The sequence below is a fragment of the Maribacter arenosus genome, from assembly GCF_014610845.1.
GTDB lineage: Bacteria > Bacteroidota > Bacteroidia > Flavobacteriales > Flavobacteriaceae > Maribacter_A > Maribacter_A arenosus.
Genome location: NZ_JABTCG010000001.1, coordinates 338106 through 354139, shown reverse-complemented (window position 1 = coordinate 354139; position 16034 = coordinate 338106). Strand labels below are relative to the sequence as shown.

General features: G+C 39.5%; 20 protein-coding genes and 1 tRNA gene. 14 read left to right on the top strand and 7 right to left on the bottom strand.

Annotated features, from left to right (window positions below; all coding sequences use genetic code 11):
- Window positions 1-23 precede the first annotated feature (23 nt).
- Window positions 24-869, bottom strand: coding sequence for a DUF2911 domain-containing protein (locus HPE63_RS01615; RefSeq protein WP_188312480.1), 846 nt, complete (start codon window positions 867-869; stop codon window positions 24-26).
- Between the two features lie 90 nt (window positions 870-959).
- Window positions 960-2138 (bottom strand): hypothetical protein, encoded by a 1179-nt coding sequence (locus HPE63_RS01610; RefSeq protein WP_188312479.1) that lies wholly within the window; start codon window positions 2136-2138, stop codon window positions 960-962.
- Between the two features lie 101 nt (window positions 2139-2239).
- Here HPE63_RS01610 and HPE63_RS01605 point away from each other — a divergent pair, with 101 nt between their 5' ends.
- From HPE63_RS01605 to HPE63_RS01585, 5 genes are read left to right on the top strand one after another with little or no spacing between them, the layout of a single operon-like run.
- Window positions 2240-2734, top strand: coding sequence for an SRPBCC family protein (locus tag HPE63_RS01605; RefSeq protein ID WP_188312478.1), 495 nt, complete (start codon window positions 2240-2242; stop codon window positions 2732-2734).
- Between the two features lies 1 nt (window position 2735).
- Entirely contained in the window at window positions 2736-3425 is a 690-nt protein-coding gene (locus tag HPE63_RS01600) for an SDR family NAD(P)-dependent oxidoreductase (RefSeq protein ID WP_188312477.1), read from the top strand.
- Window position 3426: 1 nt separating this feature from the next.
- Window positions 3427-4737 carry a cryptochrome/photolyase family protein gene (locus HPE63_RS01595; RefSeq protein ID WP_188312476.1) on the top strand — a complete coding sequence of 437 codons (1311 nt, stop codon included), beginning with the start codon at window positions 3427-3429 and terminating at the stop codon, window positions 4735-4737.
- A gap of 34 nt (window positions 4738-4771) precedes the next feature.
- Window positions 4772-5203 carry a (4Fe-4S)-binding protein gene (locus HPE63_RS01590; protein ID WP_188312475.1) on the top strand — a complete coding sequence of 144 codons (432 nt, stop codon included), beginning with the start codon at window positions 4772-4774 and terminating at the stop codon, window positions 5201-5203.
- Window positions 5204-5209: 6 nt separating this feature from the next.
- Window positions 5210-5914, top strand: coding sequence for a lysoplasmalogenase (locus tag HPE63_RS01585; RefSeq protein ID WP_188312474.1), 705 nt, complete (start codon window positions 5210-5212; stop codon window positions 5912-5914).
- Here HPE63_RS01585 and murA read toward each other — a convergent pair.
- The 3 genes from murA to HPE63_RS01570 all read right to left on the bottom strand — a co-directional run bounded on the left by murA (window position 5911) and on the right by HPE63_RS01570 (window position 8259).
- Window positions 5911-7218, bottom strand: coding sequence for a UDP-N-acetylglucosamine 1-carboxyvinyltransferase (gene murA, locus HPE63_RS01580; RefSeq protein ID WP_188312473.1), 1308 nt, complete (start codon window positions 7216-7218; stop codon window positions 5911-5913). The two genes, HPE63_RS01585 and murA, sit on opposite strands and share 4 nt — an antisense overlap.
- A 15-nt stretch (window positions 7219-7233) precedes the next feature.
- The gene (locus HPE63_RS01575) at window positions 7234-7887 is read right to left on the bottom strand and encodes a DUF4290 domain-containing protein (RefSeq protein ID WP_188312472.1); all 654 of its coding nucleotides are present in this window, start codon (window positions 7885-7887) and stop codon (window positions 7234-7236) included.
- An 84-nt stretch (window positions 7888-7971) separates the two neighbouring features.
- On the bottom strand, window positions 7972-8259 hold the full coding sequence (locus tag HPE63_RS01570; RefSeq protein WP_188312471.1) for a DUF493 family protein: 288 nt from the start codon (window positions 8257-8259) through the stop codon (window positions 7972-7974).
- 88 nt (window positions 8260-8347) lie between these two features.
- Here HPE63_RS01570 and HPE63_RS01565 point away from each other — a divergent pair, with 88 nt between their 5' ends.
- From HPE63_RS01565 to HPE63_RS01545, 5 genes are all read left to right on the top strand, one after another.
- Window positions 8348-8911, top strand: coding sequence for an AAA family ATPase (locus HPE63_RS01565; protein ID WP_188312470.1), 564 nt, complete (start codon window positions 8348-8350; stop codon window positions 8909-8911).
- A complete protein-coding gene (locus HPE63_RS01560) occupies window positions 8911-10809 on the top strand; it encodes a RecQ family ATP-dependent DNA helicase (RefSeq protein WP_188312469.1) in 1899 nt (632 codons plus the stop codon). Before HPE63_RS01565 ends, HPE63_RS01560 begins: the two co-directional genes overlap by 1 nt.
- Window positions 10790-11758: a methionyl-tRNA formyltransferase gene (gene fmt, locus HPE63_RS01555; RefSeq protein WP_394355011.1), complete on the top strand. Its 969-nt coding sequence runs from the start codon at window positions 10790-10792 to the stop codon at window positions 11756-11758. Before HPE63_RS01560 ends, fmt begins: the two co-directional genes overlap by 20 nt.
- A 177-nt stretch (window positions 11759-11935) precedes the next feature.
- Window positions 11936-12208: an HU family DNA-binding protein gene (locus HPE63_RS01550; RefSeq protein WP_188312468.1), complete on the top strand. Its 273-nt coding sequence runs from the start codon at window positions 11936-11938 to the stop codon at window positions 12206-12208.
- A 109-nt stretch (window positions 12209-12317) separates the two neighbouring features.
- Window positions 12318-12878, top strand: a complete 561-nt coding sequence (locus tag HPE63_RS01545) for a YqgE/AlgH family protein (protein WP_188312467.1) — start codon at window positions 12318-12320, stop codon at window positions 12876-12878.
- A gap of 10 nt (window positions 12879-12888) precedes the next feature.
- On the opposite strand, the gene HPE63_RS01540 is transcribed toward HPE63_RS01545, so the two are convergent.
- Both HPE63_RS01540 and HPE63_RS01535 read right to left on the bottom strand, forming a co-directional pair.
- On the bottom strand, window positions 12889-13737 hold the full coding sequence (locus HPE63_RS01540; protein WP_188312466.1) for an aminotransferase class IV: 849 nt from the start codon (window positions 13735-13737) through the stop codon (window positions 12889-12891).
- A 54-nt stretch (window positions 13738-13791) separates the two neighbouring features.
- Window positions 13792-14175 carry an START-like domain-containing protein gene (locus HPE63_RS01535; RefSeq protein ID WP_188312465.1) on the bottom strand — a complete coding sequence of 128 codons (384 nt, stop codon included), beginning with the start codon at window positions 14173-14175 and terminating at the stop codon, window positions 13792-13794.
- 136 nt (window positions 14176-14311) lie between these two features.
- Between HPE63_RS01535 and HPE63_RS01530 the strand changes: the two genes are divergently transcribed.
- The 4 genes from HPE63_RS01530 (at window position 14312) to HPE63_RS01515 (ending at window position 15880) form a co-directional block, all read left to right on the top strand.
- A tRNA-Met gene (locus tag HPE63_RS01530) sits at window positions 14312-14385 on the top strand.
- 196 nt (window positions 14386-14581) lie between these two features.
- Window positions 14582-15022 carry an SRPBCC domain-containing protein gene (locus tag HPE63_RS01525; protein WP_188312464.1) on the top strand — a complete coding sequence of 147 codons (441 nt, stop codon included), beginning with the start codon at window positions 14582-14584 and terminating at the stop codon, window positions 15020-15022.
- Between the two features lie 28 nt (window positions 15023-15050).
- Window positions 15051-15419, top strand: coding sequence for a DUF2200 domain-containing protein (locus HPE63_RS01520; protein ID WP_188312463.1), 369 nt, complete (start codon window positions 15051-15053; stop codon window positions 15417-15419).
- Between the two features lie 14 nt (window positions 15420-15433).
- Complete coding sequence (locus HPE63_RS01515; RefSeq protein ID WP_188312462.1) at window positions 15434-15880, top strand: DUF1801 domain-containing protein; 447 nt, start codon at window positions 15434-15436, stop codon at window positions 15878-15880.
- Window positions 15881-16034: the final 154 nt, after the last annotated feature.

Below are 16034 nucleotides of genomic sequence, written 5' to 3'. Positions count from 1 at the left end.
TTTTTAAATTATGTTGTTCAAGGTTACATTGCACCCCACTCTTTTAACGAATCTTTGTTCATTTTTACATAGTCGGCATTACCTGCGGCTTCAGCTGCTGCCAAAGATTTTTTTGCCGTGGCAATGGCTGCTTTTTTATCGCCTGCCTTTGCCAGAATTAAAGATTGCTGTCTTAATTGCCAAAAAGCAGGCTCTTTGGTCATGGCCATCGCCTTGTCCATCCATTCTTTGGCCTTGTTGATATCCTTGCCCGTGGAAGAATAATAAACAGCGGCGGCATAATAATCATCGCCACTAGGCCCATCAAGTACTTTCGCAATATTTTGCATAACCGCGGCATCGGTAGGCACTTCAAATTTCACCCCAACATAGGTTTTCTCCCACATTATACCCAAAGTCGCTCCATCATTTTTTAAATCATCAATGGTAATGGTGAATGTTTCAATATTATCAGGTATACTATATACTTCTGCCGTGGATTTTGCGGCCACCTTGCTATCATCCCAATTTTGTGGTGTTCCCCAATTATTGGTATCTGAATAAAAAACGATATCCCAAGATGATTCCCCTGGGGTAGCGAAAACTGCATAGGATCCAGCTTTAAGTTCTTGACCATCGATGGTTACATCGGTACTAAAATCAATAGTGGTGTTCTTATTGGCACCAGTTCTCCATATTTTGTTATAAGGAACCAAATCACCAAAAATAGTCCTGCCACGCATGGAAGGCCTTGAATACTCAATGGTAACATCGGTTAAGCCGACAGTTTGCTTCAAGGTTGAAGACGGACTTGCTGCAGGTGTGTTTATTTGTGCTTCCATGGAAAAGGAAACTAAAGCCACACTTACGAATAAAAGAATTTTTTTCATTTGTTGTTGATTTTGAGTTTTATCAAAACTAAAGATAAACCGGCGTTGCCCTTGTTAACAAATTCTTAAATAAAATCTTAAACCTAAATATCAATAGGCTACGAACGCTTTTGAAAGTTTCTTGTCCCCTAAATAAAGTGTAAAGTAATACACTCCTGACTTAAAGACGGTTACATCCAAATCATTATCCTCGATTTCGGCAGCTGTCCGGAACTGAAGCATTTTACCAGAGGTATCGAAAATAGCGTGACCTAAGACCGGTCTTTTTGATTCAAGGTCATAGTGAATTATATCGGAATCGTAGGCCCCATAAAGTATTAAGCGATCTTCCCCGGAGTCAATTTCAGGATCTTCCTCCTTATCCGGGACTTCCTCCATATCCGGGACTTCCCCATTTGTCTCGTTATCTTCAAGGAAATGAACACTATACAGCGTGGGTTCTAAATGTACTGAAGGGGTATTGCGTTGAAATTCTTCAGTACCGATCAAGTATCGGTTCGCAGATACACTGGTAATAGCCTCAGCTTGACCAAAACCGATATCTAGTGGAATGCGTTCCACATTATCGGTAAATATTGAATTTGCATCAATATCCTTGGCCCTTAAAACAAATGGTTGCAGTGTATTGGAATAGCCAATCAATACCAAATCATTGGAGCGTTCATTGAATGTAGCCCCAGTAACCAAACCATCGACGGTATAGGCCGCCACCCTTTTCGCAGTATGGTTTCCCGGATTTTTTGGTATGGAATAGACAACGGTACCTTCATCTATCCATTGTTTGGTGAATATCCATAGTTGATCTTCGAAAACGGTCAATGCTTCCGCATCCCAATTACTTTTGCCATTGTCAACAAATTCTTCCTGATCTTCGTAATGGAAATTGATGGTTTCAGCAGTAACCGTCTCCCCATTGTCAAAATCCATTTTTAGGATTTTATATACGACCAAATCCGTTCGTGTGCCTGAGTAATTACCTAAATCAGCGATATAAAAAAAATCGTCATCCTGGGAGATATCTTCCCAATCGATATTTATGGCGTTGGAAACCGTCACTCTTTTGGTAATCTCCATGGTGACCGTATCCAAAGCATAGAGTACGGGGAGATTGCCCGAATCATTATGGGAAATCAATTTCCCGTTATGGAAAATATGACCTGAGTTTTCCTTTAACTCCTGGGGTATCTGACCTAATTCGTTAACATTGACCTGGGCCCTTAACCCAGAAGATAATAACAGCAAGGAAATATATAATAAACTCGATTTCATAATTACTTTCAAAACTTCAATGTACAAAAATGAAATGAAATAGAAATTTCTTTATTGTTTAATCTTTTTGTATATTTGTTAAACATTATTTTATCATACTTATGAGACTTTACCGATTACATTCTTTGCAATCCCTTCCCATACCTAAGGTAAAGGCATGGGAATTCCTATCGAACCCGAAGAATTTGGCGACCATAACCCCGGAACATATGGGCTTCCATATTTTATCCGGCGGCGAAAGAGACATGTTTCCGGGACAGATAATACAGTATAAAGTCATACCTTTTCCGGGCCTTTCTACAAGATGGGTAACCGAGATTACCCATGTTTTGGATGGGGAGTACTTTGTAGATGAACAACGATTTGGGCCCTATGCCCTATGGCACCATAAACACTTTCTAAAGACGATTCCCGAAGGTGTGGTCATGGAGGATATTATTGATTTAAAGCTTCCCTTTGGTCCCTTAGGTCGTTTGGTTTACCCTTTGATTAAAAAGCAGCTTATTAAAATATTTGCCTATAGAGAACAAAAACTGACCGAACTTTTCGGTAAAGTTGAAGGCAAGTCAAATTTCTTACATATTAAATCCATTTAAAATGAAAAATATTCTATTAATTGGCGGATCCCACGGTATTGGACTTTCCTTGGCTAGAAAGCTTCACAAGAACCACAATGTCTATGTAGCTTCCCGTACGTGGGAAGTAACCGATTTACCCGAAGTATCCCATATTCAATTCGATGCGACCAAAGATTTTTTAGACACGTCCGAATTGCCAGATCAGTTCCATGGTTTTGTTTATTTTCCGGGAAGTATTAACTTAAAACCGCTTAAGATGTTATCTATGGAAACCTTTAAGGAAGACATGCATCTCAACTTTTTCAGTTTGGTCAATATTGTCAAGGAAATCATCCCCTTACTTTCCGATGGATCAAGTATGGTTTTTTTCAGTACGGTTGCCGTACAGACAGGTATGCCTTTTCACACGAGTGTAGCAGCAGCCAAGGGAGCCATAGAAGGCTTTACAAAATCCTTGGCAGCTGAATATGCCCCAAAAATCAGGGTCAATGCCATAGCCCCTTCCTTGGTCGATACCCCCTTGTCTGCCCGCTTATTGAACAATGACAAAAAAAAGGAAATGATGGCACAAAGGCACCCTTTAAAAAGAGTCGGCAATTCAGAGGATTTGGCCCAAATTGCCCAATTTTTGCTCAGTTCGGACAGTTCTTGGATTACAGGTCAGATACTTGGCGTAGATGGTGGCCTATCAACACTGAATGTAAATTAATATGGGAAACAAGGTATCGATATTTTGGTTTAGACGCGATTTACGTTTAGTGGATAACATAGGGCTGACGCATGCACTTAAGCAATCTCCCAAGGTTCTCCCTATTTTCATTTTCGATAAGGAAATTTTAAGCCAATTACCAAAAAATGATGCCAGGGTAACTTTTATTCATGAATCCCTACAATCGATAAACAAGGAATTAAAGGAAAAATATAATAGCTCCTTGGGTCTCTACCATGGCCATCCCTTGGAAATATTCAAGACTTTGATCAGGGACTTCGAAATCGATGCGGTATACACCAACCATGACTATGAGCCCTATGCCATACATCGCGATGCACAGATAAAAGAATTTCTTGGGGGTAAAAATATACCCCTGAACACCTACAAGGACCAAGTGATTTTTGAAAAGAACGAGATAGTCAAATCAGATGGAGATCCCTATGTGGTCTATACACCTTATAAAAACAAATGGAAGGAAAAATTCAATGCTGAGTCCCTCTCAAAACATATCGTTAGCAATCCCCTTACAAATAACTACGTTCAAAACACCCAACTCCCCTATCTGGAATTAGAAGATCTGGGTTTTGAAAAGTCATCGATTACAGTACCCGAATATGAAGTCTCGGAACACCTTATCGAAAACTATGAGGCTACAAGGAACTTCCCGGCAAAAACCAATGGAACTTCCAGAATCGGACCCCATTTGAGGTTTGGCACCATTTCTATACGCAGTATTGTAAAAAAAGCCATGGAAGCGAAGAATGAAGTGTATTGGAATGAATTGATATGGCGCGAGTTTTTTATGCAAATACTTTGGCATTTCCCTAAAACGGTCAACCATGCCTTTAAACCGAAGTATGATCGCATACCCTGGCGGAACAATGAGGAGGAATTTGAAAAATGGAAGACAGGACAAACCGGATATCCTTTGGTAGACGCTGGTATGCGCGAACTCAATACAACCGGTTACATGCACAATCGTGTGCGTATGTTGGTAGCCAGTTTTCTCTGTAAACATCTTTTGATAGATTGGCGCTGGGGAGAAGCCTATTTTGCCCAAAAATTACTGGATTTTGAACTGAGCTCCAACGTTGGCAACTGGCAATGGGCAGCCGGAAGTGGGGTCGATGCCGCTCCTTATTTTAGGATATTCAACCCCACCACCCAAATCGAGAAATTCGACAAAAAGAAAACCTATATAAACCAATGGGTACCAGAACTCCAAAAACCCGCCTATGCTGAAAAAATGGTCGACCACAAGTTTGCCCGTGAACGATGTCTTAAAATTTACAAAGAAGCGCTGAGCTAGGACAATTTTAGTATATTTAGAAGTAAACCAAAGCATGGAAAAGGAAATAATTAAGGAATATCCCCTAGAAAACTTAACAATTATCTGGAAACCGGAAAAATGTATCCATTCAGGTATTTGCGTGAAGAAGTTACCCCGCGTATATAACCCAAGGGAAAAACCATGGATAAAACAGCATAATGCAAGCGAACAGGAGCTTATCGCACAGATAGATGAGTGCCCTTCAGGCGCTTTGACCTATCGGATCAAAGGTGAAATAGAAACGAATAAAAACAACATACCCATGACAACAGTAAAATGCAAACCCAATGGACCTTTATTGGTCGAAGGCAAATTGGTGATCACCGATAATGAAGGCGTAGAACATGTTAAGGAAAATATTACCGCCTTTTGTCGCTGTGGGGCTTCAAATAACAAACCCTTTTGTGATGGCACCCATAACAAGGTCGGCTGGAAAGATAGTTAGTATTAAATGAGCAAGGCCAAACGAAAGCCTGCCTATTTTCTACCCTTCTTCGCCTTATTGGTTATCCTGGATTTATGGGTGGGCGGTATCGGGGAGGAAGGACTTCGTCATTATACCAAACCCCTAATTTTATTTTCGCTCATTATGTACTTCGCCATAAACGGGAGAACTTTGGGCAAGCGGACCTATAACCTTACCTTAATGGCTTTGATTTTTTCATGGTTAGGCGATGTCTTTCTGATGTACGAGAGTATATCGTCAAATTACTTTATAATCGGACTCGCCTCCTTTCTAACGGCCCATTTTTTGTACAGTATCGTTTTTTTCAGGCATAGGAACACCCCTGTTCCGAGCAATTTTTGGGTGGTTTTTATCCTATTGTTGCTTTACGGGTCAATTCTATTCTATCTGCTTAAAGCCCAACTGGGAGCATTGCTAGTTCCTGTAATCCTTTATGTTATCATGATCCTTATGATGGCACTTTTGGCCTATGGAAGAAAAGGAAAGGTAAATCAACAAAGCTATACTTGGGTTTTTATTGGAGCCCTCTTTTTTATCGCCTCCGATAGTTTTCTGGCCATCGATAAATTTTTGGTCACCGTTCCTTACGGTCACTTTTTGGTCATGGTTACCTATGCTATCGCACAATTTTTGATTACGGAAGGTATTCTGAATCAAGATGAAACAATATATACAAGAAAAAAAACCTAAACCCTTGTGATCTTGGCCCCAATGGCCCTTAATCGGGTATCGATATGCTCATAGCCACGATCGATCTGTTCTATATTATGTATTGTAGAAGTCCCCTTGGCCGACAATGCGGCGATCAATAAAGAGATACCTGCCCTGATATCTGGGGAGACCATGGTAGTCCCTTTTAAATTGGACTTGAAGTTATGGCCGATGACGGTTGCCCTATGTGGGTCGCATAAAATGATCTTAGCGCCCATATCTATCAGCTTATCCACAAAGAACAATCGACTTTCAAACATCTTTTGATGTATAAGCACCTCCCCTTTGGCTTGGGTCGCCATAACGAGGATTATGCTCAATAGATCCGGGGTAAGTCCTGGCCAAGGCGCATCGGCAACGGTCAATATAGACCCATCCAAGAAGTTCTGTATTTCGTACCCATCTTTATGTGCAGGGATATGGATGTCGTCCCCTTTGCGTTCAATGGTAATACCCAATTTTCGAAAAACGGTAGGTATCTGGCCTAAATCGTCCCAACTGACATTTTTTACGGTAAGTTCACTTTTGGTCATGGCGGCCAATCCGATCCAACTGCCGATCTCTATCATGTCGGGCAGCATGGTATGCTCCGTTCCTCCCAAGGCATCAACACCTTCAATGACCAAAAGATTTGATCCTATACCTGAGATATTGGTCCCCATTCGATTCAGCATTTTACATAACTGCTGTAGATAGGGTTCACAGGCGGCATTGTAAATGGTCGTTTTTCCTTCTGCCAAAACCGAGGCCATGACTATATTCGCGGTACCGGTTACAGAAGCCTCATCGAGCAACATATAGGTACCCTTCAGCTTTTTGGCTTCCACACCATAAAAAAGCTCTTCTTTATTATAACGGAATTTTGCCCCAAGTTTGATAAAGCCCTCAAAATGGGTATCCAATCTTCTACGCCCAATCTTATCCCCTCCCGGCTTGGGGATATACCCTTTGCCAAAACGGGCCAGTAAAGGCCCTACGAGCATGATCGAGCCTCTTAATCCCCGACCATCTTCCTTGAATTGGTCAGATTGTAAGTAATCGAGATTGACATCATCTGCCTTAAACGTGTAGGATCCCTTTCCTTTCTTTCTGATCTTCACCCCTAAATCCTCTAGCAAGGAAATAAGCTTATTGACATCAAGAATGTCGGGAATGTTGTTTACGGTAACTTCTTCTTCGGTCAAAAGTACTGCACATAAAATCTGCAATGCTTCATTTTTGGCGCCTTGTGGTGTAATTTCCCCAGACAATTGATGGCCACCTTCAATTTTAAACGTTCCCATTTAAGATTAAGACTATTAGTACCGCTTTTTACCGCGATTATTGGTTCTTTGTGATTTCTTGCCCGTTGCACTCCGAGGATTCTTTGCCACCCTATTTTTAAGGAATTGTCCACTCTCAGTGAGGTTCTCCCCCTCTTTGGCCAAATCTATTTGTCCGTTGCTGAGTTCATACAGGTGTTTAAAGATGACTTTGTCATCTACGGTATCCTTATTCCAATTCAGGTAACACTTTTTCATATGATTGGCAATGGCATATTCCAATCCATCCCTCATATCGCCTTTATCCCACTCTACGGCAACATCGATCATACGCTTAATGTTATTGCCATAAAATCGGTATTTAGGAAAATTTTGAGGATATTCCAACGGCTCTGGTCGTTGTTGAAGTACTTCTTTCGAAGTTATCGGAAATGGCGAATCTACATCCAACTTAAAATCGGACATGATGAACAATTGATCCCATAGTTTGTGTTGAAAATCGGGCACATCCCGCAAATGGGGTTGTAAATTGCCCATGACACTAATAATGGCCTGGGCTACTTTGTTACGTTCGTCACGATCTTCAATCGTAACGGCATGGTCTACCATTTTTTGAAAATGACGACCATATTCAGGAATTATGAGCTTGGCTCTTTCCGTATTATATTCTAGGTTTTCTACTAAATTCAAATCTGAAGTTTTATGCTTTTAAAGTGTATAGGAAGTATTTCTATAACGGGTGCAAAATAAGAAAATTATGCTGTATTTGCTATTTTATAAGGATATTACCCCTTCAATCTTTCCAACTTCCTTGTATTTTGCGATTACTGCGTCCGGGTTCTTCAGGTTTACCTGAATTGAAAGACTGGTATATTTCCCGTTTTTAGATAGTTTAGACTCGATAACAGCGCCGGTATTATTGAATACCGTATGCACCTTTTTGACCTTTTCGGCATCTGTAAGTATAATAAACTTGTATAGATATAAAGAGGGCCATTGGGTGCTTTCTTCCAACTGGATCTTAAGTCGAGAATAAAACTCTTCGGGATTCTCTGCATTCATTACAACAATTTTATGCAAATATAAGGCTTAGATCATAATTTTTTAATAATCATGTATTCCTTACTTTTACAACCTCAATAGATTGCGTGTGAAGTCGAAAAAAATTGTTGTCACAGGAGGTCCCAGCACCGGTAAAACATCGGTCATTGAACAGTTGGAGAGAAATGGTTTCCATTGCCTTCATGAAGTGATCCGCGATATGACCACGGAAGAAAGGACCCAAGGCCAAAAATTGGAAATGGTTTCCAATCCCATCGTTTCCGTTCCAGACCCCAAACGTTTCAACCTGAATATATTGAATGCCCGTATTGCCCAATACCATTCTGTTTCGGATTCCCCTAGTAAATTGGTCTTTTTTGATCGAGGAATCCCGGATGTCCTTGCCTATATGGATTGTTTTCAGCAATCGTATGAGGCCGAATTCACCCAAGCCTGTGCTAGTCTAAGGTATGATAATGTTTTTTTAATGCCTCCATGGAAAGAAATACATGTAACCGACGAGGAACGTTTCGAGTCTTTTGAAGAATCATTGCAAATACATGATTGCCTGGCAACGGCTTATGAAAAATTTTTATACAACGTAATCCACGTCCCAAAAGGAAGTGTCGATGATAGGGTAGCATTTATCCTGAACCAAATAAACAAGCTCTAATGCACAAGGACCCGAAGACGATTTTAGAGCAATATTGGGGATATGGGTCCTTTAAAGGTTCCCAGGAAAAAATAATTGATGCGGTATTACAAGAGCGGGATGTTCTTGCCCTACTTCCGACAGGAGGTGGTAAATCGCTTTGCTTTCAAATTCCGGCCATGGCCAAAGATGGTATCTGTATTGTAGTATCACCTTTGATCGCATTGATCCAAAACCAGGTCGAAGTCTTAAGGGAAAAAGGAATTAAGGCCATCGCCCTTACAGGGGGCATTTCATTTGAGGAAGTCAATAATCTATTGGACAATTGCCTTTATGGCAATTATAAATTCCTTTATCTTTCCCCAGAGCGCTTACAACAGGAATTGGTTCGAGAACGGATCCAACAGATGAATGTAAACCTTATCGCGATCGACGAGGCCCATTGCATCTCACAATGGGGGCATGACTTCAGGCCTGCCTATCTCGAATGCTCCAAATTAAGGGAGCTTATCCCTACCGCCCCGATCATTGCACTCACCGCCACGGCCACCAAAGCAGTTGTTAAGGATATTTTTGAAAATCTTACCTTGATCAATCCCCTTTTGGTCAAGGATTCTTTTTCTCGAGATAATATTGCCTTTTCAGTTTCATGGGAAGAAGACAAGCGCTATAAACTGAAACAACTTTGCTTAGCGCTCGAACACAGTGCGATCGTTTATGTGAGAACAAGGCGTGCGGCCCAGGATTTGGCGAATTACTTGCAAATGAACTCTTGTTCTGCCTCCTATTTTCATGGTGGATTATCGAAAAAGGAGAAAAAAGAGCGACTTGATCTTTGGTTGAACAACAAGGTAAAGACCATGGTGGCCACCAATGCATTTGGTATGGGGATTGATAAACCCGATGTTTCCCTGGTGGTTCATTATCAAATTCCCGATTGTATTGAGAATTATTTTCAGGAAGCTGGTAGAGCTGGCAGAAATGGGGAACCGGCCAATGCGGTATTGCTTACCAATAGGATGGATATTGAACAGGTAAAGAATCAATTTTTAAGTGTATTGCCCGACATCCCATTTATAAAGTTGGTGTACAACAAACTCAATAATTATTTCCAAATCCCCTATGGTGAAGGGCATAATGAAAATTTCCAATTGAATCTCAATGCGTTTTGCGACACTTATAAACTAAATACCATACTTACTTATAATGCCTTTCGGATATTAGACCAAAATTCGGTATTTGCCTTATCGGAAGCTTTTTCCAAAAAAACCGTACTTCGCTTTATTGCCGATAAAGAACAACTATTTTCTTATCTGGAAAAAAATAAGAATCGAGCTGCAATCGTTCAAACCGTGTTACGGACTTATGGGGGTGTATTTGAATTCGACACGAAGATAAACACCCTTCTGGTTGCCAAAAAGGCCGGCGTTAGCGAAGAGAAAGTTCTAATAACGCTTCGAAAATTGTATGCAGAGGGGATCATCGAATACCAGGAACATGACAGTGATCTGGAGATTACTTTCCTGGTACCCAGGGAAGACGATATAACCATAAATATATTCGCACACAAGGTTAAAGCGCTCAACAATATAAAAACGAGGAATATTGAGGCGATTTTAACGTACATAAACAATGCTAAGGTTTGTAGAAACAAACAGTTATTACACTATTTTGGGGAGCCTATCGAAGTTGAATGTGGTATATGTGATGTATGCAAGGCCAAATTACCAAAGAACGACAACATTGCTACCTTGGTATCGGAAGAAATAATTCGTTTGCTAAAAACCAATGGTAAGTCCTCGAGAGCTATCATCAAGGTTTTACCTTTTGACGAAAGCACCATCCTGATTGCCATCCGAGAATTATTGGAATCGCAAAAAATAAAAATAAATACCAGAAATGAATATGAGCTCGCTTAAAAAGGAAGAATTAAGGATTGTTTTTATGGGCACCCCAGAGTTCGCAGTAACCATTCTTGATGCGATATTCAAGAATAGCTTTAACATTGTAGGCGTATTGACCGCTCCGGACAAACAGGCCGGTAGAGGAAGAAAAATACATAAATCGGCGATAAAGGTCTACGCAGAGGAAAAAGGGCTGAATATTCTACAACCGACAAACCTCAAAGATCCGCTTTTTTTAAAAGAACTCAAAACCTTAAATGCCAATCTGCAAATCGTCGTTGCTTTTAGGATGTTGCCAAAAGTTGTTTGGGAAATGCCTGCATATGGCACTTTCAATCTTCATGCCTCCTTACTGCCTAACTATCGGGGGGCTGCCCCTATCAACTGGGCCATAATAAATGGAGAGACCGAAACAGGGGTCACTACCTTTTTTATCGATGACAAAATTGATACCGGTGAAATGATCCTACAAGACAAGGTCGAAATAACAGTCCATGACACCGCGGGGACTTTACATGATAAGTTGATGCATTTAGGGGCCAAAATCGTTTTACAAACAATTTCGGAAATCGAAAAGGGAATTGTAACGAGAACACCCCAAATCTTTACTCCCGAATTGAAGCAAGCCCCCAAAATACATAAAGAAACCTGTCAAATTAATTGGAACTGGCCCATAAAACAGGTTTATGATTTCATAAGGGGTTTGAGCCCCTACCCAGGAGCCTGGACAATCTTGCAAAACAATGGGGAAGAAATATTCCTTAAAATTTTCAGGGCATCTATGGAAGAAGATGGTCATACCCTTGCAAACGGAGCGATCCTCAGTACCAAAAAGGAAATGAAAATAGCCGTCAAAGGAGGTTATATTCACCTTAAGGAAATTCAACTACCAGGAAAGCGTAGAATGGAAACCGGAGATGTTCTAAATGGATTAAAATTGACGGATTCTGCCTCAATGTTGTAAAGTCCCGTTATCATTGGGCTGCGAGAAACGTAAAAAACGCCCTACTTTATCAACAAACCCATTGAGTTATCAACAAAAACGGCGATTTCCCCCTATTTTACTTGTGTTCACGGTAATTCCGTATAAATTTGTTCAAAGGTTTAAAATTATTTTTAAAACAATTAATTTAATTACATTATGAACAAAACAGAATTAATCGATGCAATGGCTGCCGACGCTGGCATCACAAAAGCTGCTGCTAAAAAGTCATTGGAATCTTTCTTAGGAAACGTTGAAAAGTCTCTTAAAAAAGGTAATCGTGTATCGTTAGTAGGTTTCGGATCTTGGTCCGTATCTAGAAGAAATGCAAGAGAAGGTAGAAATCCATCAACTGGAAAAACTATCAAAATTGCAGCTAAAAATGTTGTAAAGTTTAAAGCTGGTGCTGATTTGGCCAAAGCGGTAAACTAATCCATACTACCAAATACTTAAAAACCTTGACTAAAACGTCAAGGTTTTTTTTGTGCTTGTTTGTGATTTAGGGGAAATGTCTTATTTTAGTTATATAAGAAATGGAAAAATGATCGGTATTAAACCTAAAAAAGGCAAATTACTTATCGCGGAACCCTCATTGACCGGGGATGTTTCGTTCAATAGATCCGTAGTCTTGTTAGCCGAGCACAACAAGGAAGGTTCTGTTGGTTTTATCCTAAACAAGCCATTGGAATATAATATCAATGAATTGGTCACTGAAATCTCTATTCCGCTTCAAGTCTATAATGGTGGGCCGGTAGAACAGGACAATCTATATTTTATCCATAAAGTACCGCATCTAATAGACAATAGCATAGAAATATCTGACGGGATCTATTGGGGCGGGGATTTTGATACCACCGTGCAACTTATCAATGATAAAATAATCGATGAAGAGGATATTCGATTCTTTCTTGGGTATTCGGGTTGGTCGTCCCTTCAGTTAGACCAAGAACTTTCATCCAAGTCTTGGATAGTTGTACCCAATGAATACGAAAGTGCCATTATTCAGAAATCTTCCGTTGCCTTTTGGAAGGAAAAAATGGTAGAACTGGGTGGTAATTATTTAATTTGGTCCAATGCGCCAGAAAATCCCAACTTAAATTAGAATTATCCTTTTATGGATTAAGCCTGGCCGTGGCATTCAATTTACCCAACAGATTTTTGGCCACGTGATTCGTAAACTCCTTTTTCCTATATTTCGTAATCGGCTGTATACCCACTATGGCATTGGTAATAAAAAGTTCATCGGCCTTTTGAAGTTCAAAAGGAGAAATCGAAGTTTCGATCAATTTATAATCATCAAGGCGTACCAAGATTTCCATCAATTTCTTTCGAACAATACCATTTAGACATCCGTCGGATAATGGAGGTGTCTTTACCTCATTCCCCTGTACCAAAAAAAGATTGCCATTGAGCGCTTCTACCACACTCTTATGGGTGTTCAACAACAAACAATTGGCGAACCCATTCTCTTTGGCAAAAATACTTCCCATGACATTAAGTATTCTATTGTTCGTCTTTAAGGTAGATAGCATATCGGGATTCACATAAAAATCCTTGAACAGTCCAACCTCATATGCTTTGTCTTCCAAACTAAAAAAGGGCGTCTGAAGTGCATTTACCGAGATTATAAAAGAAACATCATTGGTGGTCGGGGTGTATAGTCCGCCATTATTCCTGAAGACTGTAAGTCGCACTCGGGCAGGCATATGCTCAAGACGATTGCCCTTTAATGTGTCGATAATCTGACCCTCTAAGAATTCCATGGTAAAGTTCATCGGAATTTCCATTCGAAGTATGCGCATCGACGACATTAGACGTAAATAATGCGATTCCCAAAACATCAATTTTCCGTTAATTGCCCTCATGGTCTCGAAAAGAGCATCACCGTAGCATAATCCCCTGTTTTCATGGTTCAGAAAATGGGTTTCTTCGGGATGGAGGTTGCCGTTAAAATTGATCATAAAAAAAGCCTTGCAAAATCAAGGCCAAAGATAGGGCATAAATGTTTGCGGGTTTTACTTTGAACCTAAAACCTGTTTTAAGCTTGAAACTTGATTTTCCCAGAGCATCTTTGACTCTTCAATTTCATCCTCTTCTGCAAAATCGGTAATAAATAAGGAAACATCCTTTGTGATTTCATCCACAATGATCCTCATTTCAAAATAAGAGCCGTCACTATTCTCTTCCCAAGCGAATCTCACGAATTCATCACTTTTTCGTTTTAGCAGCTTGGCTTCCTCTTCGGTGCCATCCCATATAAAACGAAACAACTCCCCTCTTGAGTTCACATTATCGGCAAACCATTCCGAAAGACCGGAAGGGGTCGATAGGTACTGATACAGTAACTGGGGCGATGATTGTATTACAAATTCAATTTCATACTTAATCTTATCGTTCATTACGATTGGTATTTATTATGGGCAATATATATAAAACTCAATGATAAAAAAATTAAAACCCTTAGAATATTTTTCCCAGATGAATGTTGAAGAACAAAAAATTAACCTTTATATTTGCAGCCGTTTTACACGACATGGCGAGGTAGCTCAGCTGGTTAGAGCGTCGGATTCATAACCCGGAGGTCGGGGGATCGTGCCCCCCTCTCGCTACGTATAAACAAAGGAACTTCAGTAATTGGGGTTCCTTTTTCTTTTCCAAGGTACAACAGGGGTACAACAAATACTTTCAAAAACATAATAAATCCATTAGATTAGTGGTATTGGCAAAATAGAAATTTAGTTACAAGTAACAATATACAATTGTTAGCACCAATTTGAAGATGGGTATAAACTAAATGAATTTGATATGATACTAGAATCTAATGCAACTATACAAATTCAAAAACCTGTAAAAGAAGTTTTTGAAGGAATTGTAAATCCAGAGAACATGACTAAATATTTCATTTCGGAAAGTAGTGGAAGATTGGAAACGGGAAAAGAAGTGATTTGGAAATTTCCTGAATTTGATGATAAGTTCCCAGTAAATGAAATCAAAATAGACAACAATAGTTCAATTTCCTTTGTATGGGACCCAGAAACTGTTGTAAAAATTACATTAGAAAAATTACCAGACAATAGTACAATAGTGAGAGTAAACGAAAACGGTAAAGAATTAAATGAAAATAACCTCAAATGGGCTTTAGAAAATTCGGGAGGTTGGGCAAATTTCTTAGCCTGCATGAAAGCCTATCTGGAGTATGGAATACAACTTCGAAAAGGCGCATTTGACTTTATGCGAATAAAATAAAAACAATTAATATAAAAATATTGTGATAATGAAAGTTACAGCCGAAAAAAATGAAAAGGTTGCCAATATGATATTTGCATCCATTTATCCACTTTACTTGAATAGATTGGAGAAAAATGGAAGAACAAAAGAAGAGCTCGATCAAGTGATTAAATGGTTTACTGGTTTTGATCAAGATGCTGTACAAGCACTTATTGATGATAAAGCAACCTTTAGAACATTTTTTCAAAAAGCCAAAATAAATCCAAACGCACACTTGATTAAAGGAGTTGTTTGTGGTTATCGAATTGAAGAAATAGTGGATGAATTTGAATTGTATAAACAATGTAGACGTATGGAAAAGCTGATTGATGAATTGGCGAAAGGCAGAAAGATGGAAAAGATTTTAAGGCAATGATCAAAATCGGAATTATGGCAAAAACAAAGACAATTTACACAGGCGAAAACGTAACAGGTTTTATAAACTCATACGTTGACAACGAACTGAAAAAAGCCGACAGTTTTAGACTAATAGAACTATTGCAGAAATGGTCTGATTCTGAACCCAAAATGTGGGGACCAACTATTATAGGATTTGGCAATTACCATTACAAATATGCTAGCGGACATGAAGGTGATGCTCCAGTACTTGGATTTTCTCCGAGAAAAGCAGCGTTTTCTCTCTACATTTATTCTGATACAAAAAAAAGTAAATTGTTGTTAGATGACCTCGGTAAATTCAAAATGGGTAAAGCCTGCATTTATGTAAAAAAACTTTCTGACATCAATATTTCGGCTTTAAAAGAACTCTGCATAGAATCAATTAAATACATTAACGAGCATCACGAATGTTCTTGCAGAATAAAACAAACCAATTAACGAAAGAAATAAAAATTGGTGCTAACACCGTATATAATTTATTGCTAGTTCTAGCCTATTTACGAAGGTCCTCGCGGACTTTTTATCTGTGATTTATTTACTATATTAGGTGCCTAAACACCTGCCTGCCGCATGCAGGCGCAACATACCATAT